Genomic DNA, 18,033 nt, shown 5'->3' with positions numbered 1-18,033 from the left:
TTCTATGAAATGAATGGGGGACGATATGCTGAGGCCTGTTGTGCGTCAAGCAAATGATAGTGTCCTGATAACAGTGGGTTACGGCTATCGGGCGGTCCGACTTTATTATAGCACTCTACTGCATCCCGCAGCATACAATTCCACGCCGAGAGCTTTACAAAGGAATTGGGGCAGTTGCGCTGACGGCGGCGGGAAACGCAGGGCCCACCCCACGTACACGGCCCCGGCGGGAGAGACGCCTTGCGCCACCGAAAGGGACGGGGTATGTCGCACCGATGCGAAATCGAATTGCCTTTCTCCTGCAACTGTGCCCCGCCCTCATCTTTGCCGCGCTCCTGCTGCGCTATGGTCCCGGCGGGACCGACTGGCGGACGGTGTATTTTGCCGCGGGCGGCGCGGGCGTGGCGGTCACCGCTGCGGCCTTCCTGCTGCGGACAAGGCCAGACGGCATCCTGCTGGGTGTGAACGGATATTTTCTCCTTGGTGCGGCGGCCTTCGGGCTTAAGCAGTACGACCTGCTGGGCCTTTTCATGCAACTGCGCGGCGCGGCGGTAATGGGCTGTGTGGCGCTGGTGGCCGCGACCCAATTCGCCCTGCCCTGCCGCCGTAGTCCCGAAGACGGCGCCCCATGCCTCGATAAGGCCCACCTGTGCACCACGCTCATCGCCATTAACCTTGTGTATGTATCGTACCTGCTGCGCGAGAGCGCCATGCTTTCCGTGGTGCTTCCCATCCTTGGGCTTTTCGCGGTACGACGACTCCTGCGCAGTGCTCTCCCTCACGCCACCACAGCCAAGGACGCCGCATGACCACAACGTTCATCTTTCTGCCTCCGCTGTCCAAGCCAACTGGCGGCCTTGCCGTCCTGCACCAGCTGGCCGCCCACCTGCATGAGCAGGGGTTTGCCGTTTCGCTGGTGCCGCGCAGTACGGAATTCTGGTCTCCGCCCATCTCGCAAAATGTGCCGGTGACGCTGCTTGACGACGTGGCGCTGCGGAAAGAGGACATCTGGCTGGTGCCGGAGGGCTGGGTCAACAGCCTTGCCCCGGGCCTGAACGCCGGAGCGCGGTGCATGGTCTACGTGCAAAACTGGGCGTATCTATTTTCGTCCCTGCCAAGCGGCGTAACGTGGGACCGGCTGCCTGTGTCGTTTCTTGCGGTCTCCGACCCTGTGGCATGGTTCATTCAGGAGAGTGTTGGCGCGGCCGCACCAGTCCTGCGTCCGGGCATCGATCTTGACCTGTTCCACCCAGCCCTAAGCGAACAAGACGAACCGCGCGGGAGCAGCAACGCGGTGCGTGTCGCCTACATGCCGCGCAAGAACAAAGCCCACGCCCGCGCCATCAAGGACATTGTCACCGCCCGCACAGCGCGGCGCGGCGGCCCAACCATCGAGTGGGACGCCATTGACGGCCTGCCGCCCACGCAGGTGGCGGAGCACCTGCGGCGGAGCGATATTTTTCTGGCAACGGGGTACCCCGAGGGCTGCCCCCTCCCCCCGCTGGAGGCCATGGCGAGTGGCGCGTTCTGTGTGGGGTTTGCAGGTCTGGGCGGTTTCGACTATATGCGGCAAGCCGCCGACCACCCCGGCGCATACCGCCCATGGTTCCCCCTGCGCGACACGCCCTGGGGCGGCAACGGCCTGTTTGTTGCCGACGCCGACGTCACCGCCGCCGCGCTGGCGCTGGAGCAGGCCGTGGAGCACGCTGCCGGGGGGACGGCATTCTCCCGCACAGTACGGGACGCAGCGCTTGCCACGGCCCGGCACTACAGCGTGGACAACCAGCGCCAGAGCGTCCGGCGCATCTGGGAGCGCCTTACCCACTAAGCCGCACCCGTAACGAACCATGCGGCATGCCCGCAACGACGAAACGGCCTACCGCCACTCAATATCCAAAAGGACCACACCATGTGTCACAGGCTGCCCGGAAGCCATGTTCCATATACTGACGCCTACTTCCTGCGCTCCAAAACCATCCTTGAGCGCGAGGGACTCAGTCCCCGCGTGGTTATGCAGATCTTTATCCGCAAAGGCCCGGGGCATGTGTACGGCATCGACGAAGCCGTCGCCATGATTGAGGCTTTTAGCGCGCAGCGCGGGGCCAACCTGACGGTCCATGCCCTGCCAGAGGGTGCATCCTACGCCCCGAAGGAAACACTGCTGCGCATCGAAGGCCCGCTGCAGGATTTTATTGAGCTGGAAACGCTCTATCTGGGGGCCATCACCTCGGCTACATCCGTGCATAATGGCGGCCCGGAGCCGGATCTTGCGGCCATCACCCGGCAAGCCGCCGCCATCCGCGAGCTGCTGCCAGGCAAGTCCCTTATGTATTTCGGCTCGCGCCATTGGCACTGGTCCATGGACGCCGCCATCAGCAAAGCCGCCATCGACGGCGGATTTGACGCTTGCGCCACGGATGCCGGCGCTGAAGCGGCAGGGCTTGCTGGCGGTGTCGGCACCATTCCCCACGCCCTTGTTCTGGCCATAGCCCACGCCCATGGACGCGAGGTCGGCACCATGGAGGCCGCCAAGGCCTTCGACCGCCACATGGACGCGGCCATCCCGCGCGTGGCCCTTGTGGATACCTTTAACCGTGAGGTCGACGACGCCATCGCTACGGCGGACGCCCTTGGCGAACGCCTGTGGGGCGTACGTTTTGACACTCCCGGTGAAAATCTCGGTCAGGGCGGCGTTCCCTTTGACGGGCGCGACTACTGGACCGGCAAAGGCGTCACCGTGGAGTTTATCCGCCACATGCGCCGCACGCTCGATGAGGCCGGGCACGAGCGGGTGAACATCGTTCTGTCCAGCGGCTTTGGCAATCTGGACAAGGTCCGCGCCTTTACCGAGGGCGAATCCCGGTATGGGCGGCTGTTTGAGTCCATCGGCATTGGCAGTCTGTTCCCCGCGCACTTCGCCACAGCGGATATTGTGCAGGTGGAGGGCCTGCCCTTTGCCAAAGCCGGACGCGCCGAACGCCCCAATCCCCGCCTGCGACGCGTTCTGTAGCGCCGCCCCCGGCGGCCCCGGCGCGAACGGTTGTCATCCGCACGCGCCGGTGCTACCACCGCCAGCCGAAGGAGACGCACCATGGCAAAGAAGAAACACCGGGCCGAACCCGAATCCCTCGGCCTCCCCTGCGGCGGCGTGGAAACGCACGCCCACCTTGATTCCGAAAAGTTCGCGGACGACCTTGAAGCTGTCATCGCCCGCGCCCGCGCCTGTGGCGTCAGCGCCATCGGCCACGTTTTTCTCAGCCCGGAAGCCTACGAGCAGAATACGCCCCTGTTCGCCGCGCACCCCGAAATTTTCTACATCCTCGGCATCCACCCGCAGGATGCCAAGGACCTCACCGACGCGCGCCTTGAGGCCATGCGCCGCATCATTACAGATGACCCGCGCGTGAAAGCCGTTGGGGAAATCGGGCTGGATTACTACTACGAGCTCTCCCCGCGCGAGGTCCAGTTCAACGCCTTCCGCGCGCAGCTGGAGCTGGCCAAGGCCGTGGACCGGCCGGTGGTCATCCACTCCCGCGACGCCCACGAGGACGCCGTGCGCATTCTGCTGGAAGCCGGTTTTGATGGACGCCCCGTGCTGTGGCACTGCTTTGGCAGTGGCCTCGACCTTGCCGAGGAGCTGTTGTCCCACGGCTGGCACATCTCCGTCCCCGGCCCGGTCACCTACAAAAAGAACGAGGCCGTGCAGGAGGCCGTTGCCGCCCTGCCGCTGGACCGGCTGGTCATCGAAACGGACTGCCCCTACCTTGCGCCCGAACCGTGGCGCGGCAAGCGCAACGAGCCCGCGTTTGTGGCCTTTACCGCCGCAAAGATCGCGGAACTCAAAGGCATGGACCCCGCCGAACTGTGGCGCATTACCGGCGACAACGCCCGCCGCTTCTTCGGCCTTGCCGAGACCTGCGAGGGTGGCGTCGCCGACTAGCCCGCTCCCGTCCCCGCAGAACGCCTGCGGGACAACCATTTTCGCCACAAGGCCGCGCACTGCGCGGCCTTTTTTCTGGTTGAGCGACCACTCTGTTTTTCATTTTTGGCAAAACAGGCCACAAATCGCGAATCTGCGCAATCACAGACTTGTCAATTCCGGCCAATTCGTAGTACGTCATGCCATTCCATAATCATGCAGAGGGTTTTACGGCAGTATAATCGCAACACTCCCACCCCTGCACTGTTCTTTTCCACGTCATCCGGGATTGGTGTCCGCCAGTCCCACCCAGACCGGAGGTTTCGCATGTTGAGGAAGTTCGTCTTAACCGTCGCCGCAATCGCCCTGATGGCTGGTGCCGCACAGGCCCGCACCATCACCTTTGCGTCCGACGCCACGTGGCCGCCTATGGAGATGGTCGACGCCGACAAGAGCATCGTCGGCTTCTGCCCCGAACTCGTGCGCGCCATGGCCAAAGCCGGCGGCTTTACCGCCGAGATCAAAAACACCGCATGGGACGGCATCTTTGCCGGACTTGCCAACGGCCGCTACGACGTCATCGCGTCGTCCGTTTCCATCACCGACAAGAGAAAGCGCGTGATGGACTTTTCCGATCCCTATTTTGAAGTGAAGCAGGGCGTGGTGGTGCAGAAGGGTTCCGCCATCGCGTCCGAGGCCGACCTTGTGGGCAAGCGCATTGGCGCGCAGATTGGCACCACGGGCTACTTTGCCGCCAAGAAGGTGGACGACGCCGTGCGCAAATCCTACGACGAAGTCGGCCTTGCCATTGAGGACCTGCGCAACGGCAGGCTGGACGCCGTCATCTGCGACGACGCCGTAGCCGCGGGCTTCGCCCTGACCAATCCCAACTACAAGGGCGCTCTTGCGCTGCCCTTCCTCATCGTGCCGGACGAGCCGGAATACCTTGGCTTTGCCGTGCAGAAGGGCGACAGCGACACCCTCGCCATCCTCAACAGCGCCCTCAAGGCTGTGAAGGAAAACGGCGAGTACGACCGCATCTACGCCAAGTGGTTCTCCAGCAATTAACAGGCCGCGCCATATCGTGACCGACGGTCCGGGCCGCCCTCCAGCACCCGGACCGTTTCAAGACCCTTCAAGGCAATCAAATGGCTGAACGCAAGCATGTCACTATCGACATCGGCGACGGCGCGGCTATCCCCAGAAAGCGAGACATCGGGCTGTTCAATGCCTGGTGGCTGGCGTTTCTTGGTGCCCTCGCCATCATTACCTATCTCTGCGTCACCAAGCCGGACCCGTATCTGGATATTCTCCGTTTCGTGCCCGACGGTGTGCTCGTCACCTTTCAGGTGACCATCCTTTCCATCCTGCTGTCCCTCGTCATTGGGCTGATTACCGGCCTTGGGCGGCTTTCGCGCAACAGGGTGTTCAACCTCATCGCCTCCACCTATGTGGAAGTGGTCCGCGGCATTCCCCTGCTGGTCCAGCTCTTCTACATCTATTACGCGCTGGGCCGGCTTTCCATTTTCAGCAATCTGCCGCCGCTGGCCGCCGCCGTCCTCGCCATGGGCATCTGCTACGGCGCCTATATGGGCGAGGTGTTCCGCGCGGGCATCGAAGCCATCGACAAGGGGCAGGCCGAGGCCGCCCGCTCGCTGGGCTTTGACCGGCGCCAGACCATGTTTATGGTCATACTGCCGCAGGCATGGCGCACCATCCTGCCCCCTGTGGGCAATGAGTTCATCGCCCTGCTCAAGGACTCCTCCCTCGTCTCCATCCTTGCCGTGGCCGACCTGCTGCGCCGCGGGCGCGAGTTCGCCAGCGAGTCCTTTTTCTACTTCGAGGCCTACACCATGGTCGCCCTTGTGTACCTCGTCATCACGCTGCTGCTGTCCAAGGTCGTCAGCAACATGGAAACAAGGTTGAACTACTATGACCGCGACTGACCCCATCATCCGCATCCAGAACGTGAGCAAGTGCTTTGGCACGCTGCGGGCGCTGGACAACGTCTCCCTCGATATCGAGCGCGGCGAAAAGGTCGTCATCATCGGTCCCAGCGGCTCGGGCAAGTCCACGCTGCTGCGCTCCATCAACCGGCTGGAGACCATCGACGCCGGGACCATTACCGTGGACGGCCAAAACGTCTGCGACCCCAAAAACAACATCAATGCCATCCGTCAGGAACTGGGCATGGTCTTTCAGAGCTTCAACCTCTTCCCGCACAAGACCGTCCTGCACAACCTGACCATGGCTCCCATGAAACTCAAAAAGGTGCCGCAGCCCGAGGCGGAAGAGACCGCCATGCACCTGCTGAACAAGGTGGGCATCCCGGATAAGGCCGACGCCTTTCCGGCCATGCTTTCCGGCGGCCAGCAGCAGCGCGTGGCCATTGCCCGCGCACTGGCCATGAAGCCCAAGATCATGCTCTTTGACGAGCCGACCTCGGCGCTGGACCCGGAAATGATCGGCGAAGTGCTGGACGTTATGGTCAAGCTGGCCCGCGAGGGCATGACCATGGCCGTGGTCACCCACGAAATGGGCTTTGCCCGCGAGGTGGCGGACCGCGTGGTCTTCATGGACGCCGGACGCATTGTCGAGGTCGGTACGCCGGAGCACTTCTTCGAGTCCCCCCAGCATGAACGCACCAAGCTGTTCATGCAGCAAATCCTCTAGCTTCCCCTCTCCGCACCACGAGCACCACCGGCCCGGACGCACTGCGTTCGGGCCGTTTTTTTGCCCCAGCGTCGGCGGGGCGCCACTTTTGCACAACGTGCACAAACTTGCGGCGCGGCACTGAAAGGAGTAGCCACGGGCGGACGCGCCGCTGCTGCAGGCGCACTACTCCTCATCCACAGACAAGGACGACGTATGCCGCGCAACCACCCCATATCCCCTTCCACTGTCCGCCTGATTGTGCAGGCCGCCTTTGCGGTGTTTTGCCTGTATGTCGGGTGGCGGTTCTGGCTCTTTCTTAGCTGGGCGTCCGGCGCCTCCGAGGCCTTTGTTCCCCGCCCCCCAGCGGTTGAGGCCTTTTTGCCCATCAGCGCCCTGCTTGCCCTCAAACAGCTGGTGACCACCGGCATTTGGGACAGTATCCACCCGGCAGGGCTGACCATCCTTATTGCCGCCATGCTTATTGCCTTCGTGGCGCGCAAGGGCTTTTGCGGCTACGTCTGCCCGGTTGGGCTGGTCTCGCGCCTGCTGGCCGCGCTGGGCCGAAAGCTGGATAAGCATCTGTACCTGCCGCGCCCCCTGCACTGGGTTCTCTCCAGCATCAAGTACGTGCTGTTTGCCTTTTTCGCCCTGTCCGTCCTGCGCATGAGCCCGCGGGGCATCCAGAGCTTTTTGCAGTCCAACTACAACATCACTGCCGACGCGCGCATGCTGGAATTCTTCCTGCACCCCAGCAGCACGGCGGTTGTGGTCTTTGCCGTGCTGGGGCTGCTTGGCATTGTGGTGCCCTACTTCTGGTGCCGCTACCTGTGCCCGTATGGCGCACTGCTTGGCCTGTGCTCCAAATTTTCACCGCTAGCCGTCACCCGTGACGAGGACGCCTGCGTGGACTGCGGCAAATGCACCCGCAGCTGCCCGGGCGGCATCCATGTGCACACAAAGCGCCGCGTCACCTCGCCGGAATGCATCGGCTGCATGAAGTGCGTGGACGTCTGCCCAGTCAAGGACTGCCTTGCCCCTGCCGCGCCGGGCGTTGGCCGCGTCAGCCCCTACCTGCCAGTGATTCTCGCCGTTGGCGTTTTGCTGCTTCTCTACGGCTGGGCGCAGTACACCGGGCACTGGGAGATTCGCGCCCCAAGCGAAATGCTGAAGCACTTCTACTCCCTCGCCCTCAAGGGCTAATTTATGACCGTTCCAGGCAGACGGCGGCTCTAGCCGCCGTCTGCCTGGTTGGCCTGCCTCAAACACACCCCGCCCTTCCCAAACCCGGCCCCTCCGGTGTACGCACAGGGCATGCCTGCACACGCCGCCACGCCCATTATTACCGTCTACAATGCCTTTGTCCGCGCCGGAGCCGACTTTGCCCTGCGCGGCGTCACATGGTCCCTTGCTCCGGGAACGCACTGGGCCATTCTTGGCCGCAACGGTGCGGGCAAGTCCACATTTCTGCGTCTGCTGCGCGGGGCAGTGCATCCGGCGCAGGGGCGCGGGGCCTGCCATTGGCACCTTGACGGCGCCCCCGCAGACGCCCTTGCCGCACGTGACCGCATTGCCGTTGTCTCACCAGACGAGCAGGACGCCTTTTTGCGCACCGGCTTCAATCTGACGGGCGAGGAACTCATCATCACCGGGCTACGCCGCACCATGGCGCTCTTTTCCCCGCCAACGGATGATGAACGGCACAGTGCCCAATCCCTGCTGGCCGCCCATGGCGCAAAGCACCTTGCCCAGCGCGCCGTGCGCGACCTCTCGCGCGGGCAGGGGCGGCTTGTCTTCATCATCCGGGCCCTCGCCACAGCCCCGGCGGTGCTCCTTCTTGATGAAGCCTTTGACGGACTGGACCGCGCCGCACGCGGGCACCTGCGCGCCGTACTTGACGATGCGGCGGCCAGCACCTCCATTGTGCTCTGTTCCCACCGCCGCGCAGACCTGCCGCGCATCATTACCCATGTCGCGCTCATTGAGGACGGACGCATTACGCGCCACGGCCCGGTCGCAGATGAACTCGCCGCCATCAGGGACAGCTCCGCCGTGGACTGCGAACGCCGCGCCGCGCCCGCGCCCCCACTCACGCCGCAGTGTGCGGATGCGCCGCCCTTTCTGGTCCGTATGCGCGGAGCATCGGTCCGCCGTCACGGGCGCGACCTCGTCAGCGGCGCAGACTGGACCATCCGCCCCGGAGAGCGCTGGGCCGTGCTGGGATCCAACGGCGCGGGCAAAAGCACGCTCCTGCGCCTTGTCACGGCGGAATACCGCAGCGCGGCGCCCGGCACTGTAGAATGGTTCGGCCACAGCGGGGCGACGGATATCTGGAGCGTTCGCCGCCGCCTCGGCATGGTCTCCCCGGAAATTCAAGCCAACTACCGCTACGACGTTACCGCGCTGGAGTTCGTGCAGAGCGGCTTTTTTGCCAGCGTGTCCCTGTGGCGCGCGCCATCGCCGGAGCAGACGGAGCGCGCCCTGCGGCTTATGGAATTTGTCGATATGGCAGGCATGAACGGCCGGAGCATCCGCAGTTTGTCCTACGGGCAGTTGCGCCGCCTGCTCATCGCCCGCGCCCTTGCGCCGCGTCCGGACCTGCTGCTTTTGGATGAGCCGTACGCCGGGCTGGACGCCCCAAGCCGCGCCCGCCTTGCCGCCATCATCGCTGACCTGTGCGAGGCCGGAGCCAGCCTCGTCCTCACGGCCCACCGCGCGGAAGAGCTCCCGCCCGGGCTGACTCACGCCCTCGTTCTGGACGGCGGCCGCATCACCACCCGGCGCGCCGTCACCAGCGAGCGCGACGCCCGCGCGCTACTTCCCTAACCTCCTGCGCCGCCGCACCTTCCCCGGGGCGGCAGGGTCTGCTATACACAGGCTGTGCAGTATCCATCAGCCTCCCCACGCCTCGTCCGGCTCCTTGTTGCGGCGCTTCTTGCCTGTGTGCTGTGCGCCTGCGCCGCGCACACGCCAGCGCCCGAGGCGCGCCCAAATGACGCCCCCTTTGCGCAGGGGATGACCTGCCTCACGCGGGGGCACGCGGACAGCGCGGCCCGCCATTTTACGGCAGCGACGGACGCTGGAACGCCTCCGGACGCCGCGTGCTGGCTCGCCCTTGCCCGCTGGTTTCAGGGCCACGCCGATGCATCCTCCCATGCCCTGCGCCGCCACGCTCCTGAATCGGCCAACGCGTCCGCCTTGCACGCCCTCGCCACGGAACTTGACCTTCTTGCCGCGCGCCTGCGCGCCCAACGCGCCATGGCCGAGGCCGCAGCAGGCCTTGTGCCTGTCATTGTCCCCGGACGCATTGTGGTCGCGCCCATCCAGTTTGCCGAAGGGTGTCCCCCTGCCCTGCAAGCACAGGCCCCGGCCCTGCGCCTGCTCGTCACGCGCGCCCTTTCCGGCGCGGGCTTCACCGTTCTGCCATGGCCGTTGGTCCGCGCCTACGAGCGGGAATGCGGCCTTGCCCTGCCCCCGCAGGAGGCCGCCCGCCTCGCCCCGCGCCTTTTGGGTGCGGCAGTAGTGCTCATACCACGCATCACCCCGGCTCCCGGCGCTCCGGGTCGCATGCGCACGTCCATCACCTGCCTGCGGCTGGAACCTGCGGATGCGCGCCAGCGGCGCCTTGCGGATGCTCTTGAACGCCAGACCCAGCGCATCACCGCCCTTCGCAGTGAGCTTGACCACCTGCTGACCCACATGGACGACTGCTCCCGCACGCTGGACGCCATGACGCGCTCTGCCCACATCGACGCCCTCATCACCCGGCGCAGTGCGCTGGAGCGCGACATTATGGCCGCCAACGCGGCAGGGGACCTTGCCACCGCCTCGCGGCTGGTGCCCATGCATGAGGCGGCCAACTCCCGCATTGCCAAGGAGACCGCAGCCCTCAACGAATTCCGGCGCTCCTTTGTTGGCATCCGCGTTGCGGCCTACCGTCTGGACCCGGCCTCCGCCGTACAGCGCATCCAGCGCCTGCGCCGCGCCGCCAACGACCTGCGGCGCAAGCTCCTCGCGGCCGAGGACGCGCGTGCCGCCCTGCGCCGCGACCTGCGCCATGGCGGCGGCCAGAGCATGGAATCTGTCTTCACCCTCCAGACGGCGGCTCCCGAGTTCTGGCCCTCCACCGCTGCCGCCTCCTGCGCGCGTCTGCTCCAGCCCACCGGGGCGCAGCTCTGCGCACTGCCTACAGCGGCGGATATGCCGCCACGCGCCGCGCTCCCCTCCCTTGCGCAAGCGTTGACAGCATGGGATAACGGAGAATATGCCCACGCGCATGCACTGGCGCGCCAGCACGGGCTTGCCGCCTTTTTCCCGGCGCCGCCCGCGCCGGGATTCGACGTCCTCGCCCTGACCTCGCGGCCCGAGGCTGACGTGCGCCGCACGCTGATATCGCGCCTCCGCGCCGCGCTTGGCACCGCCGCTGGCCGCGCGGAGCTTCACCCCTGACCGCCACGGAGCGCCCCATGAGCAGAACCGATTCCGCCCCCGTATGTCCGCGCATCCAAATCGCGGGCGTCATTGATGCCGCCGAGGCCGCAATGCTCACCGACCTTGGCGTGGACAGCCTCGGCTTTCCCCTGCGCCTTGCCGTGCACGCCGAAGACCTCACCGAACAGGAGGCCGCGGCCATCGTCACGGACCTGCCGCCGCACGTCGCCGCTGTGGTCATCACCTACCTGACAGACGCCGACGCCATCCTTCAGCTGTGCGACACCGTGGGCACCCCGCGCGTACAGCTCCACGCCGACGTTCCGCCGCAACTCCTTGCCACCCTCAAGGAGCGCCGCCCGGACCTGCGCATCATCAAAAGCCTCATCGTCCCGCCGGAGGTCACCCCCGACGCCATGGTGCAGTTGGCCCAGCAGGTGCGTGCCTACGCCGAACATGCCGACGCCTTCCTGACCGATTCCTTCGACCCCGCAACCGGCGCAACCGGCGCAACAGGGCACCCGCACGACTGGCGCGTGGACCGCGAACTGGTGCGTCTGTCCCCGCGTCCGGTCATCCTTGCTGGCGGCCTGCACCCCGGCAACGTGGCCGAGGCCATCGCCACAGCACGCCCCGCCGCCGTGGATGCCCACACCGGCGTGGAAGCGCCAAACGGCCGAAAGTCCCGCACACTGGTCACGCATTTCGTTACAGCCGCGCAGGAGGCCTTTGCCGCGCTGGACGAGTAAGACATCCATTTGCCTTTGCGCCGTGTTTCAGGCATTTAAGAATGAGGACTGGACTCAGGCGTGGAGGTGCCGTGGCAAGCCATGACCGACATCCGGGATATACCCTCGACTCCATCTCGTTCTCCGCGCGGGAGACCGAAATGGTCTGTACCATTGCGGCCCCGCGGGGCGAGGTGCTCCTTGCCATCTACAACGCCCTGCAACAGCTGGGGCACACCTCGGCGCTGGTGAACCGGACCTTCGGCCTGCTCATTGCCCGCCCGCCCTTTTCCTTTTTGAATGTGGGGCGGCGGTTTACCTTTTCGCTCACCTCCGTGAACGGCGGCACGCAGGTTGCCGCCACTTACACCCACGGCCTTGTCAGCTTCCAATCCCGCGCCCGGCGGCAACAGCTTCTGGAATCTCTGCTCCGCGCCACACGCCTCAACCTGCCCCCCCGCTCCGCCGCCAAGGCCGCAGCGCCAGCGCCGTCATCCCCTGCGTCCTCCGCTCGCGCTGCCGCCCCGGCGCCGGACACCCAGCAACGCCCCGCGCCGCCCAGGGCTCCCAGTACGGATGCGCCATCCGCCGCCACTCCCGCAGCATCCAACGCGCCAGTGTCTCCCCCCACACCTGCCTCTCCCCCCACACCCGCCTCTCCCCCCGAATCCCCTGTGGACGACGAGGCCCACGCCTTTGTGGCCCCGCCACGTCACGGACGCATCAGCGCCGCAGCGTGGCGGCTGTTTTGGTTCGTCATCGGCGTTGGGCTGATGGCGCTCATCCTTATGCTCATCGACGCCGCGCAATAAGCCCCGCCGGGCGCCCTGCCGCGACTTGGCGGGCGGGCGGCTTCCGTGCTATTTCCCTGTGTGACAGACCGCGCCGCCACAGCGCGGCATCGCGCCCCCATCACGGCGCGGAAAACGGCACGGCCCGTGGCGCTCAACAGCGGGAGCATCACCGGCGCACATCACCACCGCCAGCCAAGGCTCACATGTCCGCAGCAGATACGTCCGACCGCACGCCAATCAAGGGCGTCTTTTCGACAATGGAACTCAAAAGGACCGGGCAAGGCGCAACGACGCGCAAAACCCGCGTCAAACAATACTGGCTGGTCAATGAAACGAGCGATGGGCAGGCCGAGGTGCAGCCCATCAACGAAAGCCTTATCCCCATCGGCAAAAAGCGCACCGTCTCCGTCGACGACGTGCTGGAGCGCTTCCAGCCGGAACCGGAATTCTACATCCAGTCCGGCCTTGGCGGCGACAAAGTCGCCATGGACGACCCCATCCCCCTGCGCGACCCCATCGCCACGCCGGATGCCGCCCCCACGTCCACATCCATCGAAGGGTTCGACATTTCCGGCTCCGCCGAGGAGATGGAGCAAAGCGCCCGCGCCACCTTTGGCATAGCGCTCACCTACCTCAAGCGCGGCAACCTCCAGCGTGCGCAGGACGTGTTTGACCAGCTGGCCGAGGTTGAGGGCGACTTCAAGCCCGAGCACAAGCACATGTTCAACGACTTCGGCGTGTCCCTGCGCAAGCAGAACCTCTTCGACACCGCCATTAAGCACTATCTGCGGGCCATTGACCTCGCCGCCGGGGACGACAACCTCATGCACAACATCGCCCGCGCCTACTACGAAAAAAAGGACATCAAAAAGGCCGTGCACTTTCTTGAAAAGTCCCTCGCCATCAACCCGGACCACGAAATGTCGCGGCGTTTTCTGCGCTGGATTAAGCGCAAGCATCCCGACGCCACAGGTCCCGTCCGGCTGGACTTTTAAGCCAGCGCACCAACCGCCCGCGCCACTGCGCGGCGCCACTGCCCACGCATCACAGCGGCGCATCCATTTCGGATGCGCCGCTTTTTCTTGCGCTTTTTCCATATCTTGGGCTACGCAATACATTCACTTGCGGGAGCAAACATCGTTGATGGATTCTGCCGCAACAGGCATCACCCTCTGCAGGCCGCCTCACCGCCTGCCGCACGTCCCCGCGCAGATGCCGCATGGCAATTGAAGTCCCCCTGTCCCCATGCTAGATATACAGAACAACACAAGGAGCGTCGCATGGACAAAAAGACGCAAGACGCGCTGGACGCGCTCAAGGTGCAGGGCACACCGCTGGCCCATATCCGCAACAAGAATGAACAACGCGTTGTGGAAGCCATGATTCGCATCCTGCCGGAATTTGACGGCTACAAGCCCAATAAGCTGGACCTTGAGGACATCTACGCCCTCAGCCTCAACACGCTTCCCGCCCGGTACATCCAGCGCGGCAGCATCGTCCTGCGCGAGCCAGTGCGCGAGGAAGTGATTGAGGAAGTTGTGCGCGACGCCGTCCTCACCGTGCAAAACAGGCCGAATTACAACGCCTAAGCCATCCACCAACGCCGGACGCACCGCCACCGGCCCCAGCGGAAGGGGCGTCCGGGCATCCGTCACGGAGGCCGCATGCTCAAGGATTACTCGGAATCCATCCACCGCCTCGGCAAGGGGCTTGGCCGGGCGTTTCAGCGTTCGCCCATGGTTCTTGGCGTCCCCGGCATGTCCATCGCCGTGAAAATCGATCCGCTCTATTACATTGCGGTGATGCCCGCCTTCATCAACCGCGTCGCCGAGTGGTCCGGCATGTTTCCGCACTCCGCGCGCGAGGCCCTCATGCACACCGGCAACCTCATCGCCAGCGGCGAGGAGCGCCAAACCGTGCTAAACCTGCATGTGGTGTGGGGCCCACAGCCCATCGTCAAGCACATCCGCGCGTCCTTCATCCTGGCAGATTTTGTGGACCGCGCCCTGCGCATGCACGGCAACCGCCCGGACCCCATGCCAGTGGCGGATTTGCGCATTCTGGCAGAGGACCGCGAGCTGGTTGACGCTTTCTTCAAGGAAAAGACTTCTCTTGACAAGACGGCGTTTAGCTCGCAAACCTGATGCCTCGTAACGGCTTACGCCCCTTTCGAAAACAGTAAGGAAACGCGCACTCATGGCATCGGTACAGCGCCTGCTCACCATCCTCTTTTCGGCTCTCCTCGTGGCCCTTCTGGCCGCGCCCTGCGCCCTTGCGCAGGAAGCCGCCCCCGCACAGGACATCCCCGACACTCCGGCTACGCCGGATACCCTGCGCGTCACCCCGGTGAGCGTGGTGCATGACGACGTGGACAACGTCGGCACCCGGCTCGTTTTTCAGATTAAGGAAATCCTCAATTCCTCCTCGCTGTTCACCCTCTCCGCCAAGGATGAGAAAAAGATCAAGCTGGTCATCAAGACCAAGCAGGAGTTCCCCTCTCGCCCCGAGATTGGTTCCGCCTACAGCGCGGTGTGGATTTTCTCGTCCAATGATAACGTTTTGACGCATTACCTTGCCTCCGAGGCAGGTATCGTTACCGCTGCCAATGTGGCAGCAACCGCAGAGGCCCTCGCAGGGCGTACCGATGCCGTAGCGGCACAGTACGCCTATTTGTTCGAGTAAGCAGGCCCTGCCGGCCATTTCCGGTTCCAGCCTGTTTCCAGCGGGCGGAGCCGCCCTCCCCCCGCTCATATTCAGGCATCCCGCTTTGACAGGGAGCACCACCTTCCCTAAAGTGGCAAGGCACTTGGAATACCGGCACATGGCACGGTCGTCTCCGTGCCCTTCCGTCTATACTTTAAGGAGCAGTGTCGCATGAGCAATGACTTCCCCAGAATGCACCGTCTGCCACCGTACGTGTTCGCCGTGGTCAACCAGCTGAAAATGAAGCTGCGTCGGCAGAACATCGACATCGTCGACCTTGGCATGGGCAACCCCGATACGCCTACGCCCCAGCACATCGTCGACAAGCTGTGCGAGGCGGCGCAAAAGCCGGTCAACCACAGATATTCCGCATCCCGTGGCATCCCGAACCTGCGCGCCGCCATCGGCGATTGGTACGCCAGACGCTTTGGCGTCTATCTGGACCCGGATCAGGAATGCGTGGCAACCATGGGCTCCAAGGAAGGCCTTGCTCACCTTGCCTTAGCGATGCTCCAGCCCGGTGACGTCGTATTCACGCAGGACCCGGCCTATCCCATCCATCCCTATTCCGCCGTCATTGCCGGTGCTGACGTCCGCCGTATTCCCATTGGGCCGGAGCGCGACTTCATCGCGGACCTTGAGCTGGCCGTCAGCCAGACATGGCCCAAGCCGAAACTGCTCATCTACTGCTACCCGCACAACCCCACTGCCGAAGTTGTGGACCTGGCCTTCCACCAGAAGATTGTGGACTTCGCCATGGAGAACAACATCCGCGTCATCCACGATTTGGCGTACGCGGACTTCACCTTCGACGACTACGAGGCCCCCAGCTTCCTGCAGGCCAAGGGCGCCAAGGAAGTCGGCGTGGAGTTCTTCTCCATGTCCAAGAGCTATTCCATGGCCGGCTGGCGTATGGGCTTTTGCTGCGGCAACCGCGACATGGTGCAGGCGCTGACCCGCATCAAGAGCTATCTCGACTACGGTATCTTCCAGCCCATCCAGATCGCCGCCACCGTGGCCCTCAACGGCCCGCAGGAGTGCGTGAAGGAGATTGTGGACGTATACAAGGACCGCCGCGACGTTCTGTGCGACGGCCTGAACCGCATCGGCTGGGACGTCACCCCGCCCAAGGCAACCATGTTCCTGTGGGCCAAAATCCCGGAACAGTTCCGCGACATGGGTTCCGTGGAATTTTCGAAGATGATGCTCACCGAGGGCCACGTGGCCGTATCGCCGGGGCTTGGCTTCGGCAACTACGGCGACGACTATGTACGCTTCGCCCTCATTGAGAATAAACAACGCACACAGCAAGCCATTCGTGGCATCAAGAAGGTTCTGGAGGGAGCCAAGACGTGCTAGACAAACAGGTCATCAACATCGGTCTTGCCGGGTTCGGCACCGTCGGACAGGGGCTTGCCGATGTTCTTGAGGAAAGCCGCAACGACATCCACCGTCGTACCGGCAAGGACATCCGCATCAAATCCGTGCTCATCCGCAGTGAGCACAGACGGCCCGGCGTGGAAGCCATCGGCGCCACTCCGGTTACGGATTACCGCGCCCTTATCGACGACCCGGACATCGACATCGTTGTGGAGCTCACCGGCGGTATCGACTTCCCCAAACAGCTCATTACAGAAGCCATCTCCGCCGGAAAGCACGCCGTGACCGCCAATAAGGCTCTGCTGGCCGAAAACGGCATGGACCTCTTCGCCCTCGCGGCGGAAAAGAACGTCCATCTCGGTTTTGAAGCCAGCGTCGCCGGCGGCATCCCCGTTGTGGACCCGCTGAAGGAATCCCTTGCTGGCAACAGCATTCACAAGATTCTCGGCATCCTCAACGGCACGGCGAACTACATCCTCACAGAGATGACCGACAAAGGGCTGGACTTCAACACAGCCCTCGCCGCCGCGCAGGACAAAGGCTACGCCGAAGCGGACCCCACGCTCGACATCGAGGGCATTGACGCAGCCCACAAGCTGACGCTGCTCATCCGCCTCGCCTTTGGCCGCAACTATCCCTTTGCCAGCCTGCCCGTCACCGGCATCACCGTGGTCACGCCCATGGACATCCGCTTTGCGCAGAAGTTCGGCTACCGCATCAAGCTGCTGGCGCAGGCGCGCCTTGTGGACGGCAAGGTCGAGGCGGGCGTCTACCCCGCCCTCGTGCCCGAGGATAACCTGCTGGCCTCCGTGTCCGGTGCCTACAACGCCATCCGCCTTGAGGGCGGCGCTGGCCCTGTGGTGCTCCACGGCAAGGGTGCCGGCGATAAGCCCACAGGCAGCGCCGTGCTGGCAGACATCATGGCCATTGCCCGCGACGCCGCGCCCAACAACCTCGGTTTCGTTGACCCAGCCCTGCCAAAGGCCGACATTCTGGACCTGGACGACGCCGTGTCCCTGCACTATCTACGCTTTATCGTGCCGGACAGGGCAGGCGTACTGCGCGACATCGCCGGAGTCATGGCGGACCGCAACATCAGCATCCAGCAGGCCACCCAAAAGCCGTCCATCGACGGCGGCGGCGTGCCGCTGGTCTTCCTGACGCACGAAGCCAAAGCCGGGGACATTCACGCCGCCATGCGCGACATCGACGCCATGGGCCTGACCATCGACAGGACAATGCATTTCCGCATCCTGTAGCCCGCGCGGCATATCCGCACTGCAAGCGGCCCGCCACTTTGGCGGGCCGCTTTTTTTCACCCATGCATTTGACGCAGCCGCGCCAATCATGCACCCATGTGGCAAGCACACGCCCGCGCCGCTTGCGGCCCAGACGCTGCCCAAAGGTTGCCCAAACGCGGGCTGCA

The 18,033-nt window shown here is 64.3% G+C and carries 18 protein-coding genes; all 18 read left to right on the top strand.

Annotated elements, in window-relative coordinates; all coding sequences use genetic code 11:
* Positions 1-275: 275 nt before the first annotated feature.
* The 18 genes from ACYQ2T_RS13375 (at position 276) to ACYQ2T_RS13290 (ending at position 17,866) form a co-directional block, all read left to right on the top strand.
* Complete coding sequence (locus tag ACYQ2T_RS13375; RefSeq protein WP_459901227.1) at positions 276-809, top strand: hypothetical protein; 534 nt, start codon at positions 276-278, stop codon at positions 807-809.
* Positions 806-1,828, top strand: coding sequence for a glycosyltransferase (locus ACYQ2T_RS13370; RefSeq protein ID WP_459901225.1), 1,023 nt, complete (start codon positions 806-808; stop codon positions 1,826-1,828). The genes ACYQ2T_RS13375 and ACYQ2T_RS13370 overlap by 4 nt, the downstream gene beginning before the upstream one ends.
* Positions 1,829-1,909: 81 nt before the next feature.
* Positions 1,910-3,010 (top strand): nicotinate phosphoribosyltransferase, encoded by a 1,101-nt coding sequence (locus ACYQ2T_RS13365; RefSeq protein ID WP_459901223.1) that lies wholly within the window; start codon positions 1,910-1,912, stop codon positions 3,008-3,010.
* A gap of 81 nt (positions 3,011-3,091) precedes the next feature.
* Positions 3,092-3,940, top strand: coding sequence for a TatD family hydrolase (locus ACYQ2T_RS13360; protein ID WP_459901222.1), 849 nt, complete (start codon positions 3,092-3,094; stop codon positions 3,938-3,940).
* 306 nt (positions 3,941-4,246) lie between these two features.
* Entirely contained in the window at positions 4,247-4,987 is a 741-nt protein-coding gene (locus tag ACYQ2T_RS13355; protein WP_404843306.1) for a basic amino acid ABC transporter substrate-binding protein, read from the top strand.
* An 80-nt stretch (positions 4,988-5,067) separates the two neighbouring features.
* Entirely contained in the window at positions 5,068-5,865 is a 798-nt protein-coding gene (locus ACYQ2T_RS13350; RefSeq protein ID WP_459901220.1) for an amino acid ABC transporter permease, read from the top strand.
* Positions 5,852-6,592, top strand: a complete 741-nt coding sequence (locus tag ACYQ2T_RS13345) for an amino acid ABC transporter ATP-binding protein (protein WP_459901218.1) — start codon at positions 5,852-5,854, stop codon at positions 6,590-6,592. Before ACYQ2T_RS13350 ends, ACYQ2T_RS13345 begins: the two co-directional genes overlap by 14 nt.
* Before the next feature lie 195 nt (positions 6,593-6,787).
* On the top strand, positions 6,788-7,774 hold the full coding sequence (locus ACYQ2T_RS13340; RefSeq protein WP_459901216.1) for a 4Fe-4S binding protein: 987 nt from the start codon (positions 6,788-6,790) through the stop codon (positions 7,772-7,774).
* Between the two features lie 111 nt (positions 7,775-7,885).
* Positions 7,886-9,397: an ATP-binding cassette domain-containing protein gene (locus tag ACYQ2T_RS13335; RefSeq protein ID WP_459901214.1), complete on the top strand. Its 1,512-nt coding sequence runs from the start codon at positions 7,886-7,888 to the stop codon at positions 9,395-9,397.
* Positions 9,398-9,451: 54 nt separating this feature from the next.
* A complete protein-coding gene (locus tag ACYQ2T_RS13330; RefSeq protein WP_459901212.1) occupies positions 9,452-11,020 on the top strand; it encodes a hypothetical protein in 1,569 nt (522 codons plus the stop codon).
* 17 nt (positions 11,021-11,037) lie between these two features.
* Positions 11,038-11,751: a phosphoribosylanthranilate isomerase gene (locus ACYQ2T_RS13325; RefSeq protein WP_459901210.1), complete on the top strand. Its 714-nt coding sequence runs from the start codon at positions 11,038-11,040 to the stop codon at positions 11,749-11,751.
* Between the two features lie 71 nt (positions 11,752-11,822).
* Complete coding sequence (locus ACYQ2T_RS13320; RefSeq protein ID WP_459901208.1) at positions 11,823-12,542, top strand: hypothetical protein; 720 nt, start codon at positions 11,823-11,825, stop codon at positions 12,540-12,542.
* Positions 12,543-12,727: 185 nt separating this feature from the next.
* The gene (locus ACYQ2T_RS13315; RefSeq protein ID WP_459901207.1) at positions 12,728-13,519 is read left to right on the top strand and encodes a tetratricopeptide repeat protein; all 792 of its coding nucleotides are present in this window, start codon (positions 12,728-12,730) and stop codon (positions 13,517-13,519) included.
* A gap of 285 nt (positions 13,520-13,804) precedes the next feature.
* Positions 13,805-14,113 carry a late competence development ComFB family protein gene (locus ACYQ2T_RS13310; protein ID WP_459901205.1) on the top strand — a complete coding sequence of 103 codons (309 nt, stop codon included), beginning with the start codon at positions 13,805-13,807 and terminating at the stop codon, positions 14,111-14,113.
* A gap of 75 nt (positions 14,114-14,188) precedes the next feature.
* A complete protein-coding gene (locus ACYQ2T_RS13305) occupies positions 14,189-14,668 on the top strand; it encodes a hypothetical protein (RefSeq protein ID WP_404843316.1) in 480 nt (159 codons plus the stop codon).
* A 52-nt stretch (positions 14,669-14,720) separates the two neighbouring features.
* Complete coding sequence (locus ACYQ2T_RS13300) at positions 14,721-15,206, top strand: hypothetical protein (RefSeq protein ID WP_459901203.1); 486 nt, start codon at positions 14,721-14,723, stop codon at positions 15,204-15,206.
* Between the two features lie 192 nt (positions 15,207-15,398).
* The gene (locus ACYQ2T_RS13295; RefSeq protein WP_404843318.1) at positions 15,399-16,586 is read left to right on the top strand and encodes an aminotransferase class I/II-fold pyridoxal phosphate-dependent enzyme; all 1,188 of its coding nucleotides are present in this window, start codon (positions 15,399-15,401) and stop codon (positions 16,584-16,586) included.
* Positions 16,580-17,866, top strand: a complete 1,287-nt coding sequence (locus ACYQ2T_RS13290) for a homoserine dehydrogenase (RefSeq protein ID WP_404843319.1) — start codon at positions 16,580-16,582, stop codon at positions 17,864-17,866. Before ACYQ2T_RS13295 ends, ACYQ2T_RS13290 begins: the two co-directional genes overlap by 7 nt.
* The last annotated feature ends 167 nt before the right edge of the window (positions 17,867-18,033 follow it).

The organism is Desulfobaculum senezii, assembly GCF_054657395.1.
This window is presented reverse-complemented; position numbering and strand designations above follow the sequence as displayed.